The sequence below is a fragment of the Acinetobacter sp. YH12097 genome (genome assembly GCF_013419225.1).
Taxonomy (GTDB): Bacteria; Pseudomonadota; Gammaproteobacteria; order Pseudomonadales; family Moraxellaceae; genus Acinetobacter; species Acinetobacter amyesii.
In genome coordinates, this window is the sequence record NZ_VPAN01000012.1 from 26,171 (window position 1) to 44,922 (window position 18,752).

Sequence of the window (18,752 nt, forward strand, 5' to 3'; positions counted from 1 at the left end):
ACTGCACCGATTACAGATAACACATCGATAAGGTGAACTTAACGTCACAGTTAAGTCTTAGGTGATGGTTACAATTAAGTTTGAGCAACCTTCTTGGTGGCAAAACATAAGAAGCCTTAGCTATGAAAGAAATATTAAAAAATTTAGTTGAAACAACTACGCTTCCTGAAGATAGTTATCTTGATCAAGATGCAGAAATTTTAGAGATTTTTGTTGAAGAAATAGAAGAAATCTTTGAAGAACTAGCGGGTTTATTTACAACTTGGTTGGAAAATCCACAAGATAAAGACACTTTAACGACGATTCGTCGTCATTTCCATACCCTGAAAGGTTCGGGTCGTATGGTCGGGGCAAAATCGGCGGGTGAATCTGCATGGGCAGTTGAAGATACGCTGAACCGTGTTATTGCGGGTTCGGTACAGTTAACGCCGACCGTTCAAAAGTTTGCACAAACAGTTTTAAATGTTTATCAATATAAGCTCTATCCACGGTTTAAAAATGTTGCCGAATTGGATGTTGACTTACGTCCATTGGTTTTAATGGGGCAACAATTACAACAAAATATCAGCCTTGAGCCTGCACTCGAAGAATTATTAAAACTGGCAGATCAATTAAAATCTGAAGATGATGTCACTGGTTTAGAACTGACTGATGTTGAAGCTACGTCACCTGTAGAAGTGCTTGAAAGCACGATTGATGTGGTCGTTGAATCAGAACCTGTTCTTGAGCAAGTGGATGCAGATGCGTCACTGGTCGAAGAGACAGTGAGCATTTTTATTGAAGAAGCTGAAGAACATCTACAAACGATTGATCAGTTCCTCCAATCTGATGACAGTAAATCACAAGACTATAATGGCTTGATTCGCGCGCTACACACCTTGCGTGGTAGTTCGTCAATGGCGCAAATCGAAGAGATTTTTGAAGCCAGTTCAAAAGTTGAAAACTTATTCAAAACCTTATTACAAGACGAAATCGTATCGAGCTCGAAAGAAACTGCTTTATTGATTCAATATGCTGAATTTGTTCGTGATTATTTACACGTACTGCGTTCAGGAGATAAGGCAAATCTTGCGTCTATTTATGAAACCTTTAAAGCCGCTTGGGATGATTATGGTTTTGCAAGCCAAGATCAATTGGCGCCTGAAGATAATCCGCAAGGTTTGGTTTCTAAACTAATCGAATTAAATATTGATCAGTTATTAGATGCTGAATTTGAGTTTGATAAACGTGCCCTTGCTGAATTCCCAGACTATATTCAACAGCTCAGTCAGCAAGCTTTAGAGTTGATTGAACATACGGATAATCGTGCGTCTGTTGGAATCCATGATTTCACAACTCAACTGCGTGCAGCGTATCAGTCTTTAATTGAAAAGCCTGAATTACTCCATGCTGATTATGGCTATGAGTTATTTGCGCAAGCACATCAAGAGTTTATTCATTTATTTGACACTTTAGCTGCGGGTCAGCGTGTAGTGTTAAGTGAAGAGGTTCAACGTTTCTTAAATGAGCTGACTGCATTTGTTCAACAAGACATTGAAGCAGTTGCAGCGACGACAACACCAGAAGCCCATGTAGTTGCTGAACCTGTTGCCACTGTAGAAGATAAAGCCGCTGTTCCAAATACAACAGCAGTAGACTTCGCACAATTAAGTCAGCGTATTCAACTTGATCATCAACAGATGCAAGCGGCAGATGCGAATAATGACTTTGATGAAGATCTTTTGGGGATCTTTATTGAAGAGGCAGAAGAATTATTGGTGGGGATTGACCAAGACCTCAGTACTTGGACACGTGATCAGACCAATACTTCAGCTTTGAATAATTTAATGCGTTATTTGCATACCCTAAAAGGTGGTGCAAATATGATTGCCGCATCTCATGTGGGTTTAATTTCGCATGAATTAGAGTCGATTTATGAGCGCATTATTCGTCAGCAAATTTCGATTACGCCTGCGTTAATTCAAATTATTCGTTTAGTGCAGGATGATATTTCAGATCGTATTCAAACCATTCGTGACCAAGGGATCGACTACCCAGCGAATAATGTGATCGATATTCTCAAGAATATTCAGTCAATTGTGGCAGGAGAGCGTTCAGAAGCTGTTGCATTGGCTTCGGCCCCTATTTCTGCTGAAACTGAACAAACAGCAGTAGAACCAGATGTATCGGTGTCAGAGCCGATGGATGTTGCTGAAGACACTGCAGAAGCAGTGGTTGAAGCTCAAACGACTGCTCACACTGAGTCTGCTGTTGAACATCTTGAACATGCGGTTGCTGAACATGTTGAGCATCCAGATGACGATCTACGTTCTGTCATGGAAGAAACCTTCCTTGAAGAGTCTGAGGAAATTCTTGAACAAGCCGTTCAATTATTAAATCAATGGACTGAACAACGTAGTGACCGTAACGTATTGCTTCAATTACAACGTGCTGCCCACAGTATTAAGGGTGGTGCGCGTATGGTTGAAAATGAACCTGTTGCCGCAATTGCGTATCAACTTGAGACGACGTTTGAGCATTTCGCGGTTCATCATTTCAACTCAAATGCATATGACGGCTTACTCAAAACGACGTTAGCATGGTTAAAAGAAGCGATCTTCAACCACGACTATAGTAATTTTGATAGCATCAAATTGAGCCTAGAATCCATTCAGTATGTGGATGTTACGGTTCAATTGCCAAACCGTGTTGCAGAATTAGAACAAGGTATTGTCAGTAAAGGCTTTGAATTTATTCAAGGTGATGGTGTTGAACCTCCATCTATGTTGGGTGAATGGTCTGAAGCTAATTCTTCTGATAACAGTAATGAGATGATTCGTATCTCGGCTGATCTCGTCGAGAAGATGATTGACTTATCAGGCGAAAACTCGATTAACCGTTCACGTATTGAGATGGACTTAGGTCAGCTAGGCAATACATTGAATGAAATGGAGTTGGCGATTAAGCGACTTGCTGACCAGTTACGTCGAATGGATGGTGAGCTTGAGTCACAAATTATTGCCAAACATGGTTCTGAAAATTCACGCTATGCGGATTTCGACCCATTGGAGATGGACCAATATTCATCGATTAACCAATTGTCAAAATCTTTAGCTGAATCTGCGTCGGATTTGGTCGACTTCAAGAGCACCTTGGCAGAAAAAATCCGTGATGCGGAAGGTCTGTTATTACAACAATCACGTATTCAGTCAGAAATTCAAGAAAGTCTGATGCGTACCCGTTTGGTGCCATTTGATCGTTTATTACCACGTTTACAACGTATTGTGCGTCAAACCTCTTCGACCTTGAACCGTCCTGCAGAATTGATTGTTCAAAATACAGAAGGTGAATTGGACCGTACGATCTTAGAGCGTTTGGTGACACCATTTGAACATATGCTGCGTAATGCGGTCGACCATGGTTTAGAAGATCCTGCTGACCGTTTGGCTTTGAAAAAGCCAGAAGTGGGTAGCATTGTCTTGAATATTAGTCGTCAGGGTACTGATGTACTGGTGTCTTTCAGTGATGATGGTAAAGGGATTGATGAAACCAAAATTAAAGACAAAGCCTTAAAACTTGGTTTAATCAAAGCGGATCAGTTCCTCGATAAACAAGAAATCTTGCAATTGATCTTCCATCCAGGTTTCTCAACGGCACAAGCGGTAACGCAAATTTCGGGTCGTGGCGTTGGTCTGGATGTGGTGCAAAGTGAAATTAAAGCCTTGGGTGGTCATGTTTCCGTAGAGTCTGAGTTAGGTAAAGGGACGACCTTTACGATTCGTGTACCAACGACGGTAGCGGTCAGCGATGCCTTGATGGTGAAAGCTGGCGATCAGCAATATGCGATTTCATTAGCGCAAATTGAACGTATTGTCCGTATTGCACCTACGGCACTTGAAACTTACTTCAATAGTAAGGATGACGTGTTTAAAATTGACAATACCAATTACAAACTACGTTATCTATCAGAGTTTGTGGGTAATCAGCCAATTCCACGTTTAAATAATGTCGGCCATTCATTGCCTGTACTACTAATTAAAGGCAACAGTGGTCAAACCATTGCTTTATTGGTCGATCAGCTGGTGGGATCACGTTCTCAAATCGTGGTGAAACCAATTGGTCAACAATTTACCAGTGTGGGCGCGATTGCAGGTGCTACGATTCTGGGTGATGGTCATGTATGTTTGATTTTAGATGGGCAAAATATTGCACGTCAAATTCAAACCACGCAGCGTGTTAAACATTCGGCTGAGCAGCGTGATTTGGGCCGTCAATCCAATGCACGTCGTTTAGTGATGATTGTCGATGACTCGGTGACAGTACGTAAGGTGACTTCACGCTTACTTGAACGTCAAGGTTATGACATCGTGACCGCGAAAGATGGTGTAGATGCAATTGAGCAGCTTGAAAATGTCAGTCCAGACTTGATGCTACTCGATATTGAAATGCCACGTATGGATGGTTTCGAAGTGACAAACTTAGTCCGTCACCACGACATTCACCGTGACTTGCCAATCATTATGATTACATCTCGTACAGGTGAAAAACATCGTGAGCGTGCATTTAGCTTAGGTGTGACTCACTATATGGGTAAACCATTCCAAGAAGCTGAATTGCTTGCCAATATTGAAGCTTTAATTGCAGAAAAGCAGGGGTAATCTATGAGCCAAAATACTGTTTCTCAGATTGTCAGCGATAAAATTGATCAACAGGAACTGCAACATCTCATTACGGTATCTACTGGGTTTATCGATGCGTATATCATTGATTGTCATGGTAAAGAGCCAATGTTGTTGCCACAAAATATTGTGCTATCAGCGCTTGATAGTGCAACCAAGGTTCCTTTTGTTGAATGGCATGAATTGAAATTGCCTGTTTTCTCAGTCAATGATCCTGCCAAAAATCAGGGTGTGGCTTTGGTGATTGAGGGTGATGATGTTGGGCAGCGTTTTGCACTGATGTGTAATGAAATGCCGAAAACCATTCGTCTGCGTATTTCTGAAGTGGTTGATGAAGAAAAAGCTGTGAAAGATGCCAATATTTTCCAATATGTACGCATGGCCGATCAGGTATTTCATATTCCAAATTTAGCCAATATTCAAAACAGCATCGGGCTTCAAGCGGCTTAATATTTGCAAAAACGAGATATAAAAAAGGAACTCAATGGAGTTCCTTTTTTTGACTATGCAGGGAATACTTAAGCCAACAGGTTTTCTAAAATCTTTTCGTAAATTTCAGAAAGTGGCTCCAGTTCTGCCACATTGACGTGTTCATTGATTTGGTGAATCGTGGCATTTAAAACACCTAACTCAAGCACCTGCGCACCTGTAGGCGCAATGAATCGACCATCAGAAGTACCACCACTGGTCGAAAGTTCTGTTTCAGTCCCTGTAACATCTCGAATGGCATCACGTGCGGCATTCACTAACTCACCTACAGGCGTAAGGAATGGAAGACCAGATAACGTCCAAGAGATGTCATACTCAACGCCATGACGATCTAAAATTTCCAAGGTACGTGCTTTGAGTTCATCTGCCGTTACTTCTGTTGAATAACGGAAATTAAACAGTAAATTCATCGTGCCCGGAACAACGTTGGTTGCACCTGTGCCGGCATTAATATTGGAAATTTGGAACGACGTTGCAGGGAAGTATTCGTTACCATTGTCCCACACGGTATCGCAAAGCTCAGCCAATGCTTTTGAAGCTGTATGGATTGGGTTGATTGCTAGATGTGGGTAAGCAACGTGACCTTGTTTACCTTTAACTGTTAAATTGGCATTTAGCGAACCACGACGACCGTTTTTAACAATATCGCCAAGTGTGTTGGTGCTTGAAGGTTCACCCACCAAACACCAAGTCATTTTTTCATTACGCGCTTCTAAAGTTTCAACAACTTTGACTGTCCCATTGATCGAAGGACCTTCTTCGTCAGAGGTAATGAGAAATGCAATAGAACCTTTATGGTTTGGATGTTTCGCAACAAAACGTTCGGAAGCGACAACCATAGCTGCCAACGCTGTTTTCATATCTGCGCTGCCACGACCATATAGTTTTCCGTCGCGAATTTCAGGAAGAAATGGGTCAGAACCCCATGCATCCAAGTTACCCGTAGGTACCACATCAGTATGACCTGCAAAGCAAAATACTGGTGCTTCAGTCCCTTTACGTGCCCAAAGATTATCTACATCATCAAAACGCATATTTTCAATGTTAAAGCCAATCTTGGCTAAACGATCTGCCATAATGTTCTGGCAGGTATGGTCAATCGGTGTCACCGACGGTTGGCGCAGTAGTTCTAGGCTGAGATCAAGAGTTGCTGTTGAGGTCATGCTAAATACAGAAGTCAAAAATGTCGCAATATAATAGGCGAATCAACAAGCGAAGGGAAATTTAGACGTAAAAAAACCCTATTAAAAAATAGGGCTCTTTTATAAATTCTTGGGAAAGAAATTAATTGCGGCGAATTTCTTCCGAAGTTTTCTCAGCAGTATTGGTTACCGCATCTCCAGCTTTAGATACGTCTTTACCAACACCTTTTACTGTATTACAACCTGTCAGTACAAAAGCAACCATAAGTGATGCAGCTAAAATTTTTTTCATTGACTGTATTCTCCATTATGAAAGAATAATTTTTAGAGGGATAAATTATTCTGATGTGAGATTTAGATTAAAAAATAGCCGTATCAAACAGTAGGTGGTTTTTACGGTGGTTGAGTAAATAAATGTAAATTTCTACTAAATGGTGCATTGAGTCTTAAATCGTTTGCGGCAAAACCAAGCGTGGCTGTCTATACATATAATAGCTTTCATCACTGTCTTTTTTATATAAACCATCTGTCCACCAATGTGCGGTTTCACTTGTCGGTTGCTGCTGCACGCAGATCCATTCATGTCGTTGTAGGCGATAATAGCCTTGATTTGTGGATGGAATGCCATGTCCCCATTGACCTATTCTACGTGCAGGATTGACCCAGTGGGGCAATGTGCTGGTACGCTGAATAGGTAAATATAATTGACCCTTTAAAACGCAATAGCGTTGTTGAATCTGCTGCCCAAGTGCTTCGTCAAATTGGAATTGTTTTTGGGTGAAATGATTGAGCTTTCGAGCCAAAGTATCACTACGATTTAAGCCATACCAATAGGGTAATTGAAAATCACGCTCGGCTAGATAATATTTTAAAGCAACTTCCCAATGTTCAACTTCACCACTTTCGGTATTTTTTAAAACAAAATCGAGTTCACCTACTGTACGAGGGCCGTCAATTTTTTGAATGCTATGTCCGAGTAACTGGTATGGATGGTATGGGTGATCGAGAAGCCAAAACCACATAAACATTTCGAAACGTAAACCAAGACGAGTACTTTTTAATTTTTGTAAAAATTCTACTAATGTACTTGGGTGTTGTTCGAGTTGTTTTAAACGGGGTAGGTAGGCTTCAAAATGTTTTTGCCAAAGCTCGCTTGGATGAAAATGAAAGGGATAGCGGATTTCGAGTTCATAGGGAATTTGCTGCAGAATATTTGGGCTGGCAATACAGAAAGCCAATTGGCGAACTAAGGGCTGTTTAAATTGCAACCATGGCTCAAAATAAGACGACGTTGTCGGGGTTACAGCCATATTGAAACCTTTCGAATAATGCAGAATAACAACGGATAATTGTTAAAAACATCTTATACTACCTGAATTGAAAGTTCAGGGTAGCGGTATGAAGACGTTGTTTTGGCGAAGCTTAGTGGTTGTCTTTGTCATTTTAGGCTTTATAGGGGCTTTATTGCCGGGAATGCCCACGACAGTCTTCTTAATATTAGCAGCATGGGCAGCTTCAAAAGGCTGGCCACAAATGGATGCTTGGTTATTGAATCATCCTAAATACGGCCCAACCCTACGCGCTTGGCGCGAAAATGGCACCGTCCCCCGCAAAGCAAAATGGTTTGCATCGATCATGATGTTTGTGAGTGGTCTGATTATGCTTTTTACTTCTGCACCGATTGCCGTCAAGATTTTCACGGACTTAACCATGTTGATCGTTGGTATTTGGTTATGGACACGACCTGAGCCAAATCAGATGCGGACTATTGAACAATCGCCGCAGACTAAACAAGAAGATAAAGATAAGCAGAAAGAGCAAGAGCATGTCTGAATATACCCAAGATCAAGCCGATATCCTGATTAACTTGAAAGATCAAACTTTAACTTTGCCGAAGCTGAATAAGTTTTACCTGATTTCATCGGGTAAAAATGGCATTGGTGAGCAGGAAAATAGTGGTAAGACCCCACGAGGCTGGCATCAAGTCGCTGAAAAGTTTGGTGGACAACAACCTCAAAATGCAGTTTTTAAAGCACGTCAGTGGACCGGAGAGGTTTACGATGAGCAACTTGCCGCATCACATCCTGATCGGGATTGGATATTATCTCGAATATTATGGCTCAGTGGTTTGGAACCGGGCTTTAATGCAGGTGAGGGCTGTGATACTTATCAACGCTATATTTATATCCATGGCACACCAGATCGCGAGCCTATGGGCATACCGATGTCACATGGTTGTATTCGCATGCGAAACAGCGATGTTGTAGAACTTTATCAATTGATTCCATTAAATGCGCTGGTTTACATCACTGAACATTGAACACGTCGTTATAAGCATAAGCCATGAAAACCGAAGTTCATGGCATCAAAACAAAGATTTGAAAAATTAAAGTGAGTTTGAAAGGCGTTTTTTTGTCAGAAGTAATGCTCGCAAACTAACAGAAAATCGTGTTTGAATGTATTTTGTACACTAGGTTGTTTTAGAATGCCGTGAGTGTGGTGAATTAATCGTCGGTTCGCTGAATGATTAGTTATGAGTCCATCTGAAAAACTGTTTTTTATGTGAATGATGCAGAATATAAGTCCTATTTTTAGTAATAAATTTACAGGTTTATAGCTAAAAAATGTTCAAAAATACTGATTTTTCCGCAATATAACTTATTTTTTAATCACTCAAACAGAAAAAGTGGAAAAGAGTTAGAAAAGCGTTTGACAGACCGTGAGGATTCTCTATAATGCACCTCATCAAACGATGAACATGTTTTGAAAAGGGCGCTTAGCTCAGTTGGTAGAGCGTCTGCCTTACAAGCAGAATGTCGGCGGTTCGATCCCGTCAGCGCCCACCAAGCCTTTTCAGCGTTAAGATATTTAGAGTGCAGCGGTAGTTCAGTTGGTTAGAATACCGGCCTGTCACGCCGGGGGTCGCGGGTTCGAGTCCCGTCCGCTGCGCCACTTTAAATCTTAATTCGTTTGAACCACAATAGCGACATTGTGTAAGTGCAGCGGTAGTTCAGTTGGTTAGAATACCGGCCTGTCACGCCGGGGGTCGCGGGTTCGAGTCCCGTCCGCTGCGCCATTTACATGATAGACCTTTTGAGGGCGCTTAGCTCAGTTGGTAGAGCGTCTGCCTTACAAGCAGAATGTCGGCGGTTCGATCCCGTCAGCGCCCACCATATTTTTTGCGATGCAGCGGTAGTTCAGTTGGTTAGAATACCGGCCTGTCACGCCGGGGGTCGCGGGTTCGAGTCCCGTCCGCTGCGCCATTTCAAAGAATATAATTGTTGTACCCTTTAAGGGCGCTTAGCTCAGTTGGTAGAGCGTCTGCCTTACAAGCAGAATGTCGGCGGTTCGATCCCGTCAGCGCCCACCATATCTTTTAAGATATAGGTTGTGTTTCGAAAGAAACTACGTGATGCAGCGGTAGTTCAGTTGGTTAGAATACCGGCCTGTCACGCCGGGGGTCGCGGGTTCGAGTCCCGTCCGCTGCGCCATTTATCTTAAAAATCTCTGTTCAAGAGAATGCCTTTAGAAAAATCTTCGATTTTTCTCTTGCGCTCAGACAAAGCTTCGCTTTGTTACTCTTCGCTCAGGGCGCTTAGCTCAGTTGGTAGAGCGTCTGCCTTACAAGCAGAATGTCGGCGGTTCGATCCCGTCAGCGCCCACCATATTCTTCTATAGAAACTTCTTTATCCAAAAGCTTGCCTAAATTTTCTGATTTACATAGAATCCGCTCTATAATAATTTTAATATTGTATGTGATCTATGAGAAATCCATATCAGCGCAAGGCAGCGTCTAAAACTCAAACCACAAATTACAATCCTCAAGAAACCTATAAACAATTTATTGAAAATATGGTCGCTCAAGGTGGCGTGATTGCGTTATATCAAGATGGTTGGGCACTTTGTGCGACACCTACAGGTCAACGTTCCTTCGCCATTTGGCAAAACCGTGGTTTGGCACGTTTATTAATTAAAGACAATTGGTCCAATTATGAAATTCAGGAAATTTCATTAAAAGACTTTATCGAAAAAGTCATTCCGTTTTTACGCAGCGAGAGCACTACAGTATCTTTAGATTTAACCCCAGAAGGGCAAAATATTTTGGTTGCGCCTGAAAAGATGCTGTTAGATATTAAAAATTATTTATATCAAGTCTATCAACAGCGCCCAGAAATTTTTGAAAACCTTAAAATTCCTTTGCCACGTAGTATTCGTTTAAATTAATGGTTTATTTACAGCATAAAAAGTCCTTGTTCATTGGTCGAACAAGGGCTTTTTTAATATTCATTGAGTACAAAACCACTCAAAAAGGCAAAATATTCACGTAACCAAGAGTTGTAGCGGATGTACAGCGGTGTAGGTGCTGCAATGGTATACACTTGTGTATAGCCTAACTTTCGTGCAATTGCTTTTGCACGTGGGAGGTGAAAGTCACTACTGGCAATTGCAATGGGGGCATCAAGAGAAATCTGATGTTGTTTTAAAATCATTTTACTGTTGATCAGGTTGAGTTCTGTACTGGTACTTTTACTTTCTTCATATATGCCTGCCGCTGAAATGTCATAGTGTTGAAGTAAATAGCGTTTCATGACGGAAGATTCGGTCATTTTTTCATTAAAGCCTAAACCACCGGTCATGATCACAATAGTATTGGGTTGTTGCAAGGCATACGGTGCTGCGGCATCGAGACGCGCCTTTAAGGTCGGAGAGGGTTGACCATTTTCAATACCACTACCCAAAACGATGATGGCTTGGACGGAAGTAAATGGCTTGGATTGCTGGCTATTGAAGTGTAAATACGCAAAAAACAGTAAAAGGCTCAATAGCCAAAGCCAAAACAACCACCATGTAGCACGCCAGAGCCTTTTGAGTTTAGGGTATTGATCTAAAATATTGTGGATTTGGGTTGAAAATAGTCCGGATAAAATAAAAATACACCCAATGACTAAGGGTAAAAGGATGCCTAAATGAATTTTATCTAATGTAAGTAACCAAATGGCATCTACGCAGAGCAGCAAGCCTACACAAAGCAGTAGTATTCTTTTCATGCAAAAAATTAAAGCAGTATTCGTATTTGGCCTAAGTATAGCGTGAAAAAAACCAGACACGAGGTCTGGTTTTTAGTTGGGACTATTTATGAGTAAACATCTTATTAGTAAACATCACGACGGTAACGCCCAGCTTGACGCAGTTCAGCAACAACATCTTCACCTAGTATATCAATCAATGCGTGGTCAACGTCCGTTGCCATACCATTGATACTACCACAGACGTAAATCACGGCACCTTGTTCTACCCATGATTTTAATAAGGCCGCTTGATCACGTAGCTCATGATGCACATAGCGTTTCTCCGTTTGATCACGAGAGAAGGTGAGGTCTATGCGTTGAACTAAACCGGTGTTTTGCCATGCTTCAATGACGTCTTGATAAAAGAAATCATGTGCGCGTTGGCGCTCACCAAAAATCAGCCAGTTTTGCGTATAGTCTTGACGAACTCGTGTATGTAACAGGCTGAGTAAACCAGCAATACCTGTACCGTTACCAATACAAATCACAGGACGATTATCTGCAATCAGGTGGAATGATTCATTGGTGCGAATACGCAGTTGTAGTGTGCTATTGATCGCAGCATGTTGTGTTAACCACCCTGAGCCTAAGCCGAGCTCACCATCCGCATTGGATTGCTGACGCACCACTAAGCGTAATACTTGCTGACTTGGAATACTGGCAATCGAGTATTCACGAGTTGGAAGCGGTGGAAGCTGTTCAAGCAAATGATCAAGGTTGGTAAATGGTTCAACATCCGTATTTAGGTTACGATCCCATAATGCATCTTCAATACGTTGCTGAGTAGAATCAACCACTTGCTGACTTTGTATTTGGTACTTTTGCATGAAGTTTGCAATACGTTCAGCACTATTACCTGGTTGAATCTCTGCAATATCACCCGCTTGCCAATTGGCTTCATGTTGCGGTTTTAACTCAATATTAAATGCAGGTGCACCTAAACTGTTCGGGTTGAGTAAATCACGTTTGGTCAATGTCCATGCATCAAAAGTTTTTTCAATTTGCATGTGCTGAAGTTCAAGTTTAGTCGCTTTGGCTAAAGCGCTATTCCATGCTTGAATGGCTTGGGTGTCGCCATTATTGACTTCAATCGTGTTAAACAGGGGCTTCGCAGCATTACTCTGCATCCAACGATGAATCGCATGACCAAAGCTACAGAAAGTATCCGGATATTCTTCTGAACCTAAAGCTAATACGGCAAACTGAACATGACTCAAATCGAGGCCTTGTGCCATCAGTTTACGTTCAAAGCTTGAAGCAAGGTCAGGTGCTTCCCCAGTGCCATAGGTACTTGCAACAAATAAAACCTGAGCGGCTTGCGTTAAGTCATCTGCTGAAAGTTGCTGAACAGCTTTCACTGTGACAGGCTGACGAGCCTCTTGTAAGCTTGTTGCTGTACGCCATGCCAATTGTTCAGACTGACCTGTTTGTGATGCATAGCAAATTAACCAAGGCTGTGCATTTGGGTCGATGGTAACTGGTGCTAAGCTTTGACGGGCTTGCTGTGTCAGTTTTTTCTGTTTACGACGTTTGAGATAGAGCATCCATCCTGTGACAAAGAACAGCGGCATCATGAGGGATGCAATAACCACAAAGAACTGATAAATCGGTCCGAAGAAACTACCGCGATGTACAGGCAACATGCTGGTCATGATTTTTTCATTTAGCTTTTTATCTTCGTATAACTCGATATCGGTAAGAGCATCCGTTTTGTAGTTATAAGTCGCTTTGTTGCGCGCACGCTCATGTTGAGGGATGGCATCCACAAAGTTAATTTCTAATTCACCATTGGCTTTTTTCGGAATATTAAAAGTGACACTTGAGTATTCACGACCAATATTTTGATTAAAGCCGTTCCAACTTTGCGTAAGAGCAATATTCACTTGTTCTGGTTTTAGACCACGTTTTTCTCCGCGACCTTCAGCACCATGTTTGTTTTCTTGAGCGCCGTGTTCTGAGGGACCTGACCTTGCAGGATTTCTTTCAGAACGTGTTTGGTGTTCACCACGAGTTTGTTCTGCCTCAGTGGCATGTTTTTCACCACCTTGCTTTGCACCTGCCTGTTCAGTAGGGTGCCCATTGGTTTTTTGACCTTCTTGTAACTGGGGCTGTGGACGTTCAACGCCCATGACCTTAAACATGCCATTACGCCACCAGTCATAAGACCAATACAAACCTGTACATGCCAAAATCAGATAGAAAATAATCACCCATGTGCCGACGACAGCATGTAGATCCCACAGGAAATTACGTCCTTTGAGCTTTGGTTTAACTGCAAGCCATTGTTTTACAGAATGTCTTTTTGGCCAGCGCAGATATAAACCACTCAAGACAAAATAAATTAGCATGAGTGTACATGCGCCCGTAATTTGTTTACCTACAGGGCCAACGGTTAAATTACGGTGTAGTTGCTGTACAAACTGGAAGAATTTTTGACCTTTGATTTCAGGTAAAACTTCGGCTGTATAGGGGTTAACCATCATGTTATAGCCACGACGAGCACCTTCTTTGACAATATTCACGGTACTTGAGGCGGTAGCATCTGAGGCAATAGAGATGCTGTTAATTTTCATGTCAGGATCAGACTGACTAAAGTGCTGATAAAGCTCAGCAGGGGTTAGTTTGGGCTGCTGTTGAGCCTGAACCACATAGCTATCCTGATTGATTGCTTTAAGTATTTGCTGTTCATAGGAATAAATGGCACCTGTAACCCCCATGAGCGAGAGTATTAAGCCGGCACTAATCCCCAAGAACCAGTGAATCTGGAAAAGGGTTTTCTTAAACATGATGGATTTAATATTGATAAAAGGTTGCTGAATTGCGACGAATTATAAACGATGATGTAGTAGAGAATGTGGAAAAAGTAAGTAATATTCATTCTCATTATTGTAATTATCAATGATCATTCGAAAATTAAACAGATAAAAAAACCTCCAAAAAACGGAGGTTTTTTATACACAAATGTCGGTTTGGCTTAAATAGCTTTAGCTGGGCCTACAGTTTCATTTAAGTGCTTACGAATGGTCGAAAATGGAAACTTCTTGCTATCCATACGTTTAGGCAAGATGTATGCACCGTCTTGACCCTTCACTTTAAAGTTTAAAAGGATGAAGTCTTTGGTGTCATACCATTCATGAATGTCTTTCCAACCGACAGTCATCGTACCCATGTTTGCGCCCATACGTTGCTGCATTGAGATCCCATGCGGCTGAACACCCATACGAATGCCTTTAATTTCTTGAACAGGGACTTCATTCAGTTTGCGTTTCGCATACCATTCGATACCGAATTTACGCACAAGGAAGTAAATCACAACACAGACAATAGCTACCCAGCAAAATACTGTTGAATAGTTCTTAATAAAGATGAGGCCCAAGAGTGCCAGTGCAAGAATTGCACCCATAATTAGCCATGCTTTTTTGCCAATTTTGAAGTTACTGCGAGACAGAACAAGTTGAGCATAACGTTGTTCTTCTTCAGAAATTTCATAAGCCACTGGCTCTAGCGTGTAGGCATATAAATTTTTTGCGGTCATAGTGAAAGTAACAGATTTAAAACTGTAAAAAGTTTAGCATTATTTATACCAATTCAGTGAGTATATTGTTCCAAAATCATCCAAATTATAGCGAAGCCAGTTCAGTCGATGCCTGATCATGCTCATGACTGAGATTTTGTTTCAATTGGCTAAATTGGTTCAACACGTTAAACATCAACGAAAGCTGTTGTAGCACGATCAAGGATTTTTGATCTTCCTCACTATTTTGTGACAACCGCTGACGGATTTCTTGCAACATATTTTGCGCCGTTAAGTCTGGTACTTCGTCACGTAGTAATGCACCTTGAATGTCATCCGTAGCTTTATCCAATAAGGTTAAGACTTGTTGATCTTGAATTTTTTCACGATGCGCACCCAAGGCTGCGATATAACTAATAAAGGTATGATTGAGGCACAAAAACTCAAAGGCTAAAGCTTTTTGAGTCGGATCGGTATCGGGTTCGGTGGCTAAAGTGGAAATCAGTGATGCTACTTCTGCATCGGTATTATGGGCAGCACGTCGGACCACACGATAATTCAACCCGTTATTACGACCAGATTTGTATTGTTCAACCACTTCGGCCAAATAATCACACTGTGCTTGAATCGAACGGCTGATGGTCCGAGGCAGGCGACGGAATTTCCAATCTGGGAAAATGAAACTCACACCAAACCATGCCAAGGCACAACCAATGAGCGTATCAATCATACGTGGCATAGCTGCAGCAAAACCCATTCCATCTAAGTTAAAGTTGATCAGCGCTAAAATGGTAATAAATGCAGTGGCCTGTGCATATTGCTTACTACGTAGTTCAAAAAACAATACGCCACTTAAAATGAGTAGCAATAACTGACCTTCGACAGAAGGGACAAAATATAAAATCGCATAACCTAAAATAATCCCGACCAATGTGCCAATGATACGTAAATAGAGGCGGCGCTTGGTGGCGTTAAAGTTCGGCTGGCTGACAAACAGGGCAGTCAATAAAATCCAATAGCCATAACTGATATTGGTCACTTGGACAAAAATATAACCAATAAATAACACGGTCGATAAACGCACAGCATGACGGAACAGCACCGATTCAGGGCTCAAATGTTGTTTGAATCGAATGACGATGTCGTCCCAACCTTTTAAATCATCATCTTTTAAACGATTTTCAATCAGGGCTTGTCGGTCAATATAACGCTCGGTTTCGACATTACGTAATTGCGCATCGATGCCTTTTAGGTTTTGGTATAAAGCAAATAAAGAGTTGATCCAGACTTCATCGTATTTTTGTTCTTCACGCAGCTTTTCGAGTGACAATTTTAGATTGTGGAACGCATGTTTAAAACGTTGATTATGATGATAAGGTTTTCGCTGTAAGATACTGATACTCAAATCTTTACAAGCTTTACCTTGAATCGAAAGCACGCGTTGAAAGCGAAATAAAATATCACTATGTTCAAAAATACGGGTCAATTTTTGATAATCAATATGCGCGGAATCGGCACGTTCATGAATGTCTTGCGCGACAAAATAATATTGCAGGCTACGACGCGTATCTTTTTGTCCACGGTCACCTTTTAAACGCGTTAATAAGGCCGTTTTCATATCGTTGAAAATGCCAATTAATTTGCCATTTTCGAGCGATAGCTCAATCAAACTTTGCTGGTAACTTTCTGGTGTCATATCGACATCAAACAAGTTAGATTTTGCAAATAAGAAGTCACCTAGAGATGAATAGCTTTGCGCCAATTTGTCCTGAACTTGACGTACAGGAAACAGTAGAAAGCTCAAAGTCGAAAGCAGTCCATACCACATCGCACCGATGACCAATAAACCTGCTTGTGTATACCAATTTTCAAAAAGTTCGACCCCAAGCATGGAATACACGGAGATCACCAAACAACCATAAGAAATGGTGGCATAGCGACGACCCAATGAACCCAAAAGAATCCAACCGATACAAGACACAATCAGGCCCAATGCAAATAAGATCGGATGCGGGAACAACAGATAAATGGATACCGCAGTAACAAAGAACCCAATATAAGTATAAATTTGATTGAGCACGCGGACTGAAAAGCGGTCATCGATATCACTTAGACCAGCGGCAACCACACCCAAGGTGAGGGGAATGGTCATCAATTGCTGATCTAAAAAATATGGGACAAAGGCTGTTCCTGCGAAGGCAATGACCATGCGCAAGTTATACATAAAGGTCGTGTTATAGGTTGCTTGTTTCAGTCGTGCGAGCCAGGCGTTCAAAATTTTTCCTTTGCTAAAGCGATGGGGCAGTAAGCAATGTGTATCGTGTGAATTTTCACATTGAAGCCAAGAAATAATACTATGTGCAGTGTAAACTTGTCTGCAAAACTTGCTTGCGATAAATGAATTATTCTTATGAAAAGCGTCGAATCACAAAAGGAATTTTCTCAACGCTGGATCGTCTTATTGGCGTTACTGACTGCTTTGGGGCCACTTTCAATCGATATGTATTTGCCTGCTTTGCCTCAAATGGCTGACGATTTTGGTGTCACGACACAACAAGTGGCCAATAGTCTTCCAGCGTATTTCTTGGGTTTGGCGATTGGGCAGTTAATTTATGGGCCAGTCAGCGACCGTATTGGGCGTAAAACACCGCTATATTTCGGTTTGGTTTTATATATTTGTGCCAGTTTTCTGTGTGTCTTTGCCAATAGTGAATGGAGCTTGATCGCTGCTCGTGTTTTGCAAGCCTTGGGGGGGTGTGTCGGTGTGGTGATTGCTCGTGCTGCAATTCGTGATCGCTTAAGTATGCAAGCTTCAGCTCAGGCCTTTGCGAGTATGATGATCGTGACAACAATTGCACCAATCATTGCACCTACTTTAGGCGCATGGGTTTTGCAGGTGTTTGAATGGCAATACATATTTGCGGTATTGGTACTTGTCGGTATTTTTTGTCTTTTCTGTGTACATTTTTTCTTTCAAGAAACCCTACCCGTCGAGCGACGTTTAAACTTAAGTTTAAAGCAAGTCTTAGGTTTATATGGTGCGATTTTACAGGACGAAACTTTCCGTAAACCGATGCTCACAGGCTGTTTTTCTGGCGCAATTTTATTTTGTTATATCAGTGGCTCATCTGCCATTTTAATGGATGGTTATGGTCTGAGCCAACAGCAATTTGCTTATGTATTTGGGGCGAATGCTTTAGGGATTATGGTGTTTTCAACCCTCAATAAGAAACTTGCAAATCGACTGGATGTTCGCCATCGTTTGCAATTGGGTAATGCACTTCAATTGTGTGGTGTGCTGATCTTATTGGCGGCAGGATTATATAATCTTTCCTCTATCATTGTTGTAATGTTTGGCATGTTCTTATGTGTTGCTTCAATCGGCTTCACTGGTCCAAATGCGATGGCATTGGCGATGTCTGAACAAGGCTCACGAGCTGGCACAGCCAGTGCAATCATGGGAAGTATGCAATTTGCCTGTGGTCTATTGGCCGGAGTGTTTTTGAACTTTTTAGTATGGTCAGCGCTAATCAATATGGCTCTGATTATGCTGCTATTTGTGGTTGTTGCAATGTTCACCATGCGTAGTTTAAAAGCTTCAGCCATGGGTTGAACTAAATGCAGGTGATGACGTTTAGCAGGTCTGACTTAAACGTCGGTCATCAACGTACGTGTATTATTGATCAAATATCCGCGTCACTCATTATAAATGTTCATCATTCATAACTTTCAATGAGGGCGCTATTTATCGCACCTTGAGCTCAATTGCTGTTTGCTCGAAATTTATCTCTAAACCATCATCCACTTGAAAATAAAAAGTGAAACGGTGGATCGCTGTTGTCCCACTCGAATGAAATAGAGCAACTGATAAATAAGTATT

At 41.6% G+C, this 18,752-nt stretch carries 13 protein-coding genes and 8 tRNA genes; 14 read left to right on the plus strand and 7 right to left on the minus strand.

All coding sequences use genetic code 11. The features are described 5' to 3' along the window. Window positions 1–122: 122 nt before the first annotated feature. Window positions 123–4,637 carry an Hpt domain-containing protein gene (locus tag FTU37_RS07275; protein ID WP_180124084.1) on the plus strand — a complete coding sequence of 1,505 codons (4,515 nt, stop codon included), beginning with the start codon at window positions 123–125 and terminating at the stop codon, window positions 4,635–4,637. Window positions 4,638–4,640: 3 nt separating this feature from the next. After that, window positions 4,641–5,108 (plus strand): hypothetical protein, encoded by a 468-nt coding sequence (locus FTU37_RS07280; protein WP_078192254.1) that lies wholly within the window; start codon window positions 4,641–4,643, stop codon window positions 5,106–5,108. 68 nt (window positions 5,109–5,176) lie between these two features. On the opposite strand, the gene dapE is transcribed toward FTU37_RS07280, so the two are convergent. From dapE to FTU37_RS07295, 3 genes are all read right to left on the minus strand, one after another. After that, window positions 5,177–6,310, minus strand: coding sequence for a succinyl-diaminopimelate desuccinylase (dapE, locus tag FTU37_RS07285; protein ID WP_180025835.1), 1,134 nt, complete (start codon window positions 6,308–6,310; stop codon window positions 5,177–5,179). 121 nt (window positions 6,311–6,431) lie between these two features. Continuing rightward, window positions 6,432–6,581, minus strand: a complete 150-nt coding sequence (locus FTU37_RS07290) for an entericidin A/B family lipoprotein (RefSeq protein WP_078191053.1) — start codon at window positions 6,579–6,581, stop codon at window positions 6,432–6,434. A 154-nt stretch (window positions 6,582–6,735) separates the two neighbouring features. Continuing rightward, on the minus strand, window positions 6,736–7,599 hold the full coding sequence (locus tag FTU37_RS07295; RefSeq protein ID WP_180124085.1) for a DUF1853 family protein: 864 nt from the start codon (window positions 7,597–7,599) through the stop codon (window positions 6,736–6,738). An 88-nt stretch (window positions 7,600–7,687) separates the two neighbouring features. Here FTU37_RS07295 and FTU37_RS07300 point away from each other — a divergent pair, with 88 nt between their 5' ends. From FTU37_RS07300 to FTU37_RS07350, 11 genes are all read left to right on the plus strand, one after another. After that, window positions 7,688–8,122, plus strand: coding sequence for a YbaN family protein (locus FTU37_RS07300; protein ID WP_180039707.1), 435 nt, complete (start codon window positions 7,688–7,690; stop codon window positions 8,120–8,122). After that, window positions 8,115–8,609, plus strand: coding sequence for a cell wall-recycling L,D-carboxypeptidase ElsL (elsL, locus tag FTU37_RS07305; RefSeq protein ID WP_078192250.1), 495 nt, complete (start codon window positions 8,115–8,117; stop codon window positions 8,607–8,609). Before FTU37_RS07300 ends, elsL begins: the two co-directional genes overlap by 8 nt. A 450-nt stretch (window positions 8,610–9,059) precedes the next feature. Next, window positions 9,060–9,135, plus strand: a tRNA-Val gene (locus FTU37_RS07310). A 29-nt stretch (window positions 9,136–9,164) separates the two neighbouring features. Then, window positions 9,165–9,241: transfer RNA gene (locus FTU37_RS07315), tRNA-Asp, on the plus strand. Between the two features lie 47 nt (window positions 9,242–9,288). After that, a tRNA-Asp gene (locus FTU37_RS07320) sits at window positions 9,289–9,365 on the plus strand. 21 nt (window positions 9,366–9,386) lie between these two features. Beyond that, a tRNA-Val gene (locus FTU37_RS07325) sits at window positions 9,387–9,462 on the plus strand. A 13-nt stretch (window positions 9,463–9,475) separates the two neighbouring features. Then, a tRNA-Asp gene (locus FTU37_RS07330) sits at window positions 9,476–9,552 on the plus strand. A gap of 31 nt (window positions 9,553–9,583) precedes the next feature. Continuing rightward, window positions 9,584–9,659: transfer RNA gene (locus FTU37_RS07335), tRNA-Val, on the plus strand. Window positions 9,660–9,703: 44 nt separating this feature from the next. Continuing rightward, a tRNA-Asp gene (locus FTU37_RS07340) sits at window positions 9,704–9,780 on the plus strand. Window positions 9,781–9,878: 98 nt separating this feature from the next. Then, window positions 9,879–9,954, plus strand: a tRNA-Val gene (locus tag FTU37_RS07345). Between the two features lie 97 nt (window positions 9,955–10,051). Then, window positions 10,052–10,513, plus strand: a complete 462-nt coding sequence (locus tag FTU37_RS07350; RefSeq protein ID WP_078191441.1) for a DUF2750 domain-containing protein — start codon at window positions 10,052–10,054, stop codon at window positions 10,511–10,513. A gap of 53 nt (window positions 10,514–10,566) precedes the next feature. Here the strand turns inward: FTU37_RS07350 and FTU37_RS07355 are convergent, their stop codons facing one another. The 4 genes from FTU37_RS07355 to yccS all read right to left on the minus strand — a co-directional run bounded on the left by FTU37_RS07355 (window position 10,567) and on the right by yccS (window position 17,147). Further along, window positions 10,567–11,337, minus strand: a complete 771-nt coding sequence (locus tag FTU37_RS07355; RefSeq protein WP_180124086.1) for a YdcF family protein — start codon at window positions 11,335–11,337, stop codon at window positions 10,567–10,569. Between the two features lie 104 nt (window positions 11,338–11,441). Beyond that, window positions 11,442–14,144, minus strand: coding sequence for a sulfite reductase flavoprotein subunit alpha (locus tag FTU37_RS07360; RefSeq protein ID WP_180124087.1), 2,703 nt, complete (start codon window positions 14,142–14,144; stop codon window positions 11,442–11,444). 188 nt (window positions 14,145–14,332) lie between these two features. Further along, window positions 14,333–14,893 carry a YcxB family protein gene (locus FTU37_RS07365; protein ID WP_078191438.1) on the minus strand — a complete coding sequence of 187 codons (561 nt, stop codon included), beginning with the start codon at window positions 14,891–14,893 and terminating at the stop codon, window positions 14,333–14,335. 85 nt (window positions 14,894–14,978) lie between these two features. Further along, the gene (yccS, locus tag FTU37_RS07370) at window positions 14,979–17,147 is read right to left on the minus strand and encodes a YccS family putative transporter (protein WP_078191437.1); all 2,169 of its coding nucleotides are present in this window, start codon (window positions 17,145–17,147) and stop codon (window positions 14,979–14,981) included. Window positions 17,148–17,282: 135 nt separating this feature from the next. Here yccS and FTU37_RS07375 point away from each other — a divergent pair, with 135 nt between their 5' ends. After that, window positions 17,283–18,485, plus strand: coding sequence for a multidrug effflux MFS transporter (locus FTU37_RS07375; protein WP_180110909.1), 1,203 nt, complete (start codon window positions 17,283–17,285; stop codon window positions 18,483–18,485). The last annotated feature ends 267 nt before the right edge of the window (window positions 18,486–18,752 follow it).

Coding starts and splice junctions, on each gene's coding strand:
- FTU37_RS07275 (WP_180124084.1), top strand. CDS start 123: ATGAAAGAAATATTAAAAAATTTAGTTGAAACAACTACGCTTCCTGAA.
- FTU37_RS07280 (WP_078192254.1), top strand. CDS start 4,641: ATGAGCCAAAATACTGTTTCTCAGATTGTCAGCGATAAAATTGATCAA.
- dapE (WP_180025835.1), bottom strand. CDS start 6,310: ATGACCTCAACAGCAACTCTTGATCTCAGCCTAGAACTACTGCGCCAA.
- FTU37_RS07290 (WP_078191053.1), bottom strand. CDS start 6,581: ATGAAAAAAATTTTAGCTGCATCACTTATGGTTGCTTTTGTACTGACA.
- FTU37_RS07295 (WP_180124085.1), bottom strand. CDS start 7,599: ATGGCTGTAACCCCGACAACGTCGTCTTATTTTGAGCCATGGTTGCAA.
- FTU37_RS07300 (WP_180039707.1), top strand. CDS start 7,688: ATGAAGACGTTGTTTTGGCGAAGCTTAGTGGTTGTCTTTGTCATTTTA.
- elsL (WP_078192250.1), top strand. CDS start 8,115: ATGTCTGAATATACCCAAGATCAAGCCGATATCCTGATTAACTTGAAA.
- FTU37_RS07350 (WP_078191441.1), top strand. CDS start 10,052: ATGAGAAATCCATATCAGCGCAAGGCAGCGTCTAAAACTCAAACCACA.
- FTU37_RS07355 (WP_180124086.1), bottom strand. CDS start 11,337: ATGAAAAGAATACTACTGCTTTGTGTAGGCTTGCTGCTCTGCGTAGAT.
- FTU37_RS07360 (WP_180124087.1), bottom strand. CDS start 14,144: ATGTTTAAGAAAACCCTTTTCCAGATTCACTGGTTCTTGGGGATTAGT.
- FTU37_RS07365 (WP_078191438.1), bottom strand. CDS start 14,893: ATGACCGCAAAAAATTTATATGCCTACACGCTAGAGCCAGTGGCTTAT.
- FTU37_RS07375 (WP_180110909.1), top strand. CDS start 17,283: ATGAAAAGCGTCGAATCACAAAAGGAATTTTCTCAACGCTGGATCGTC.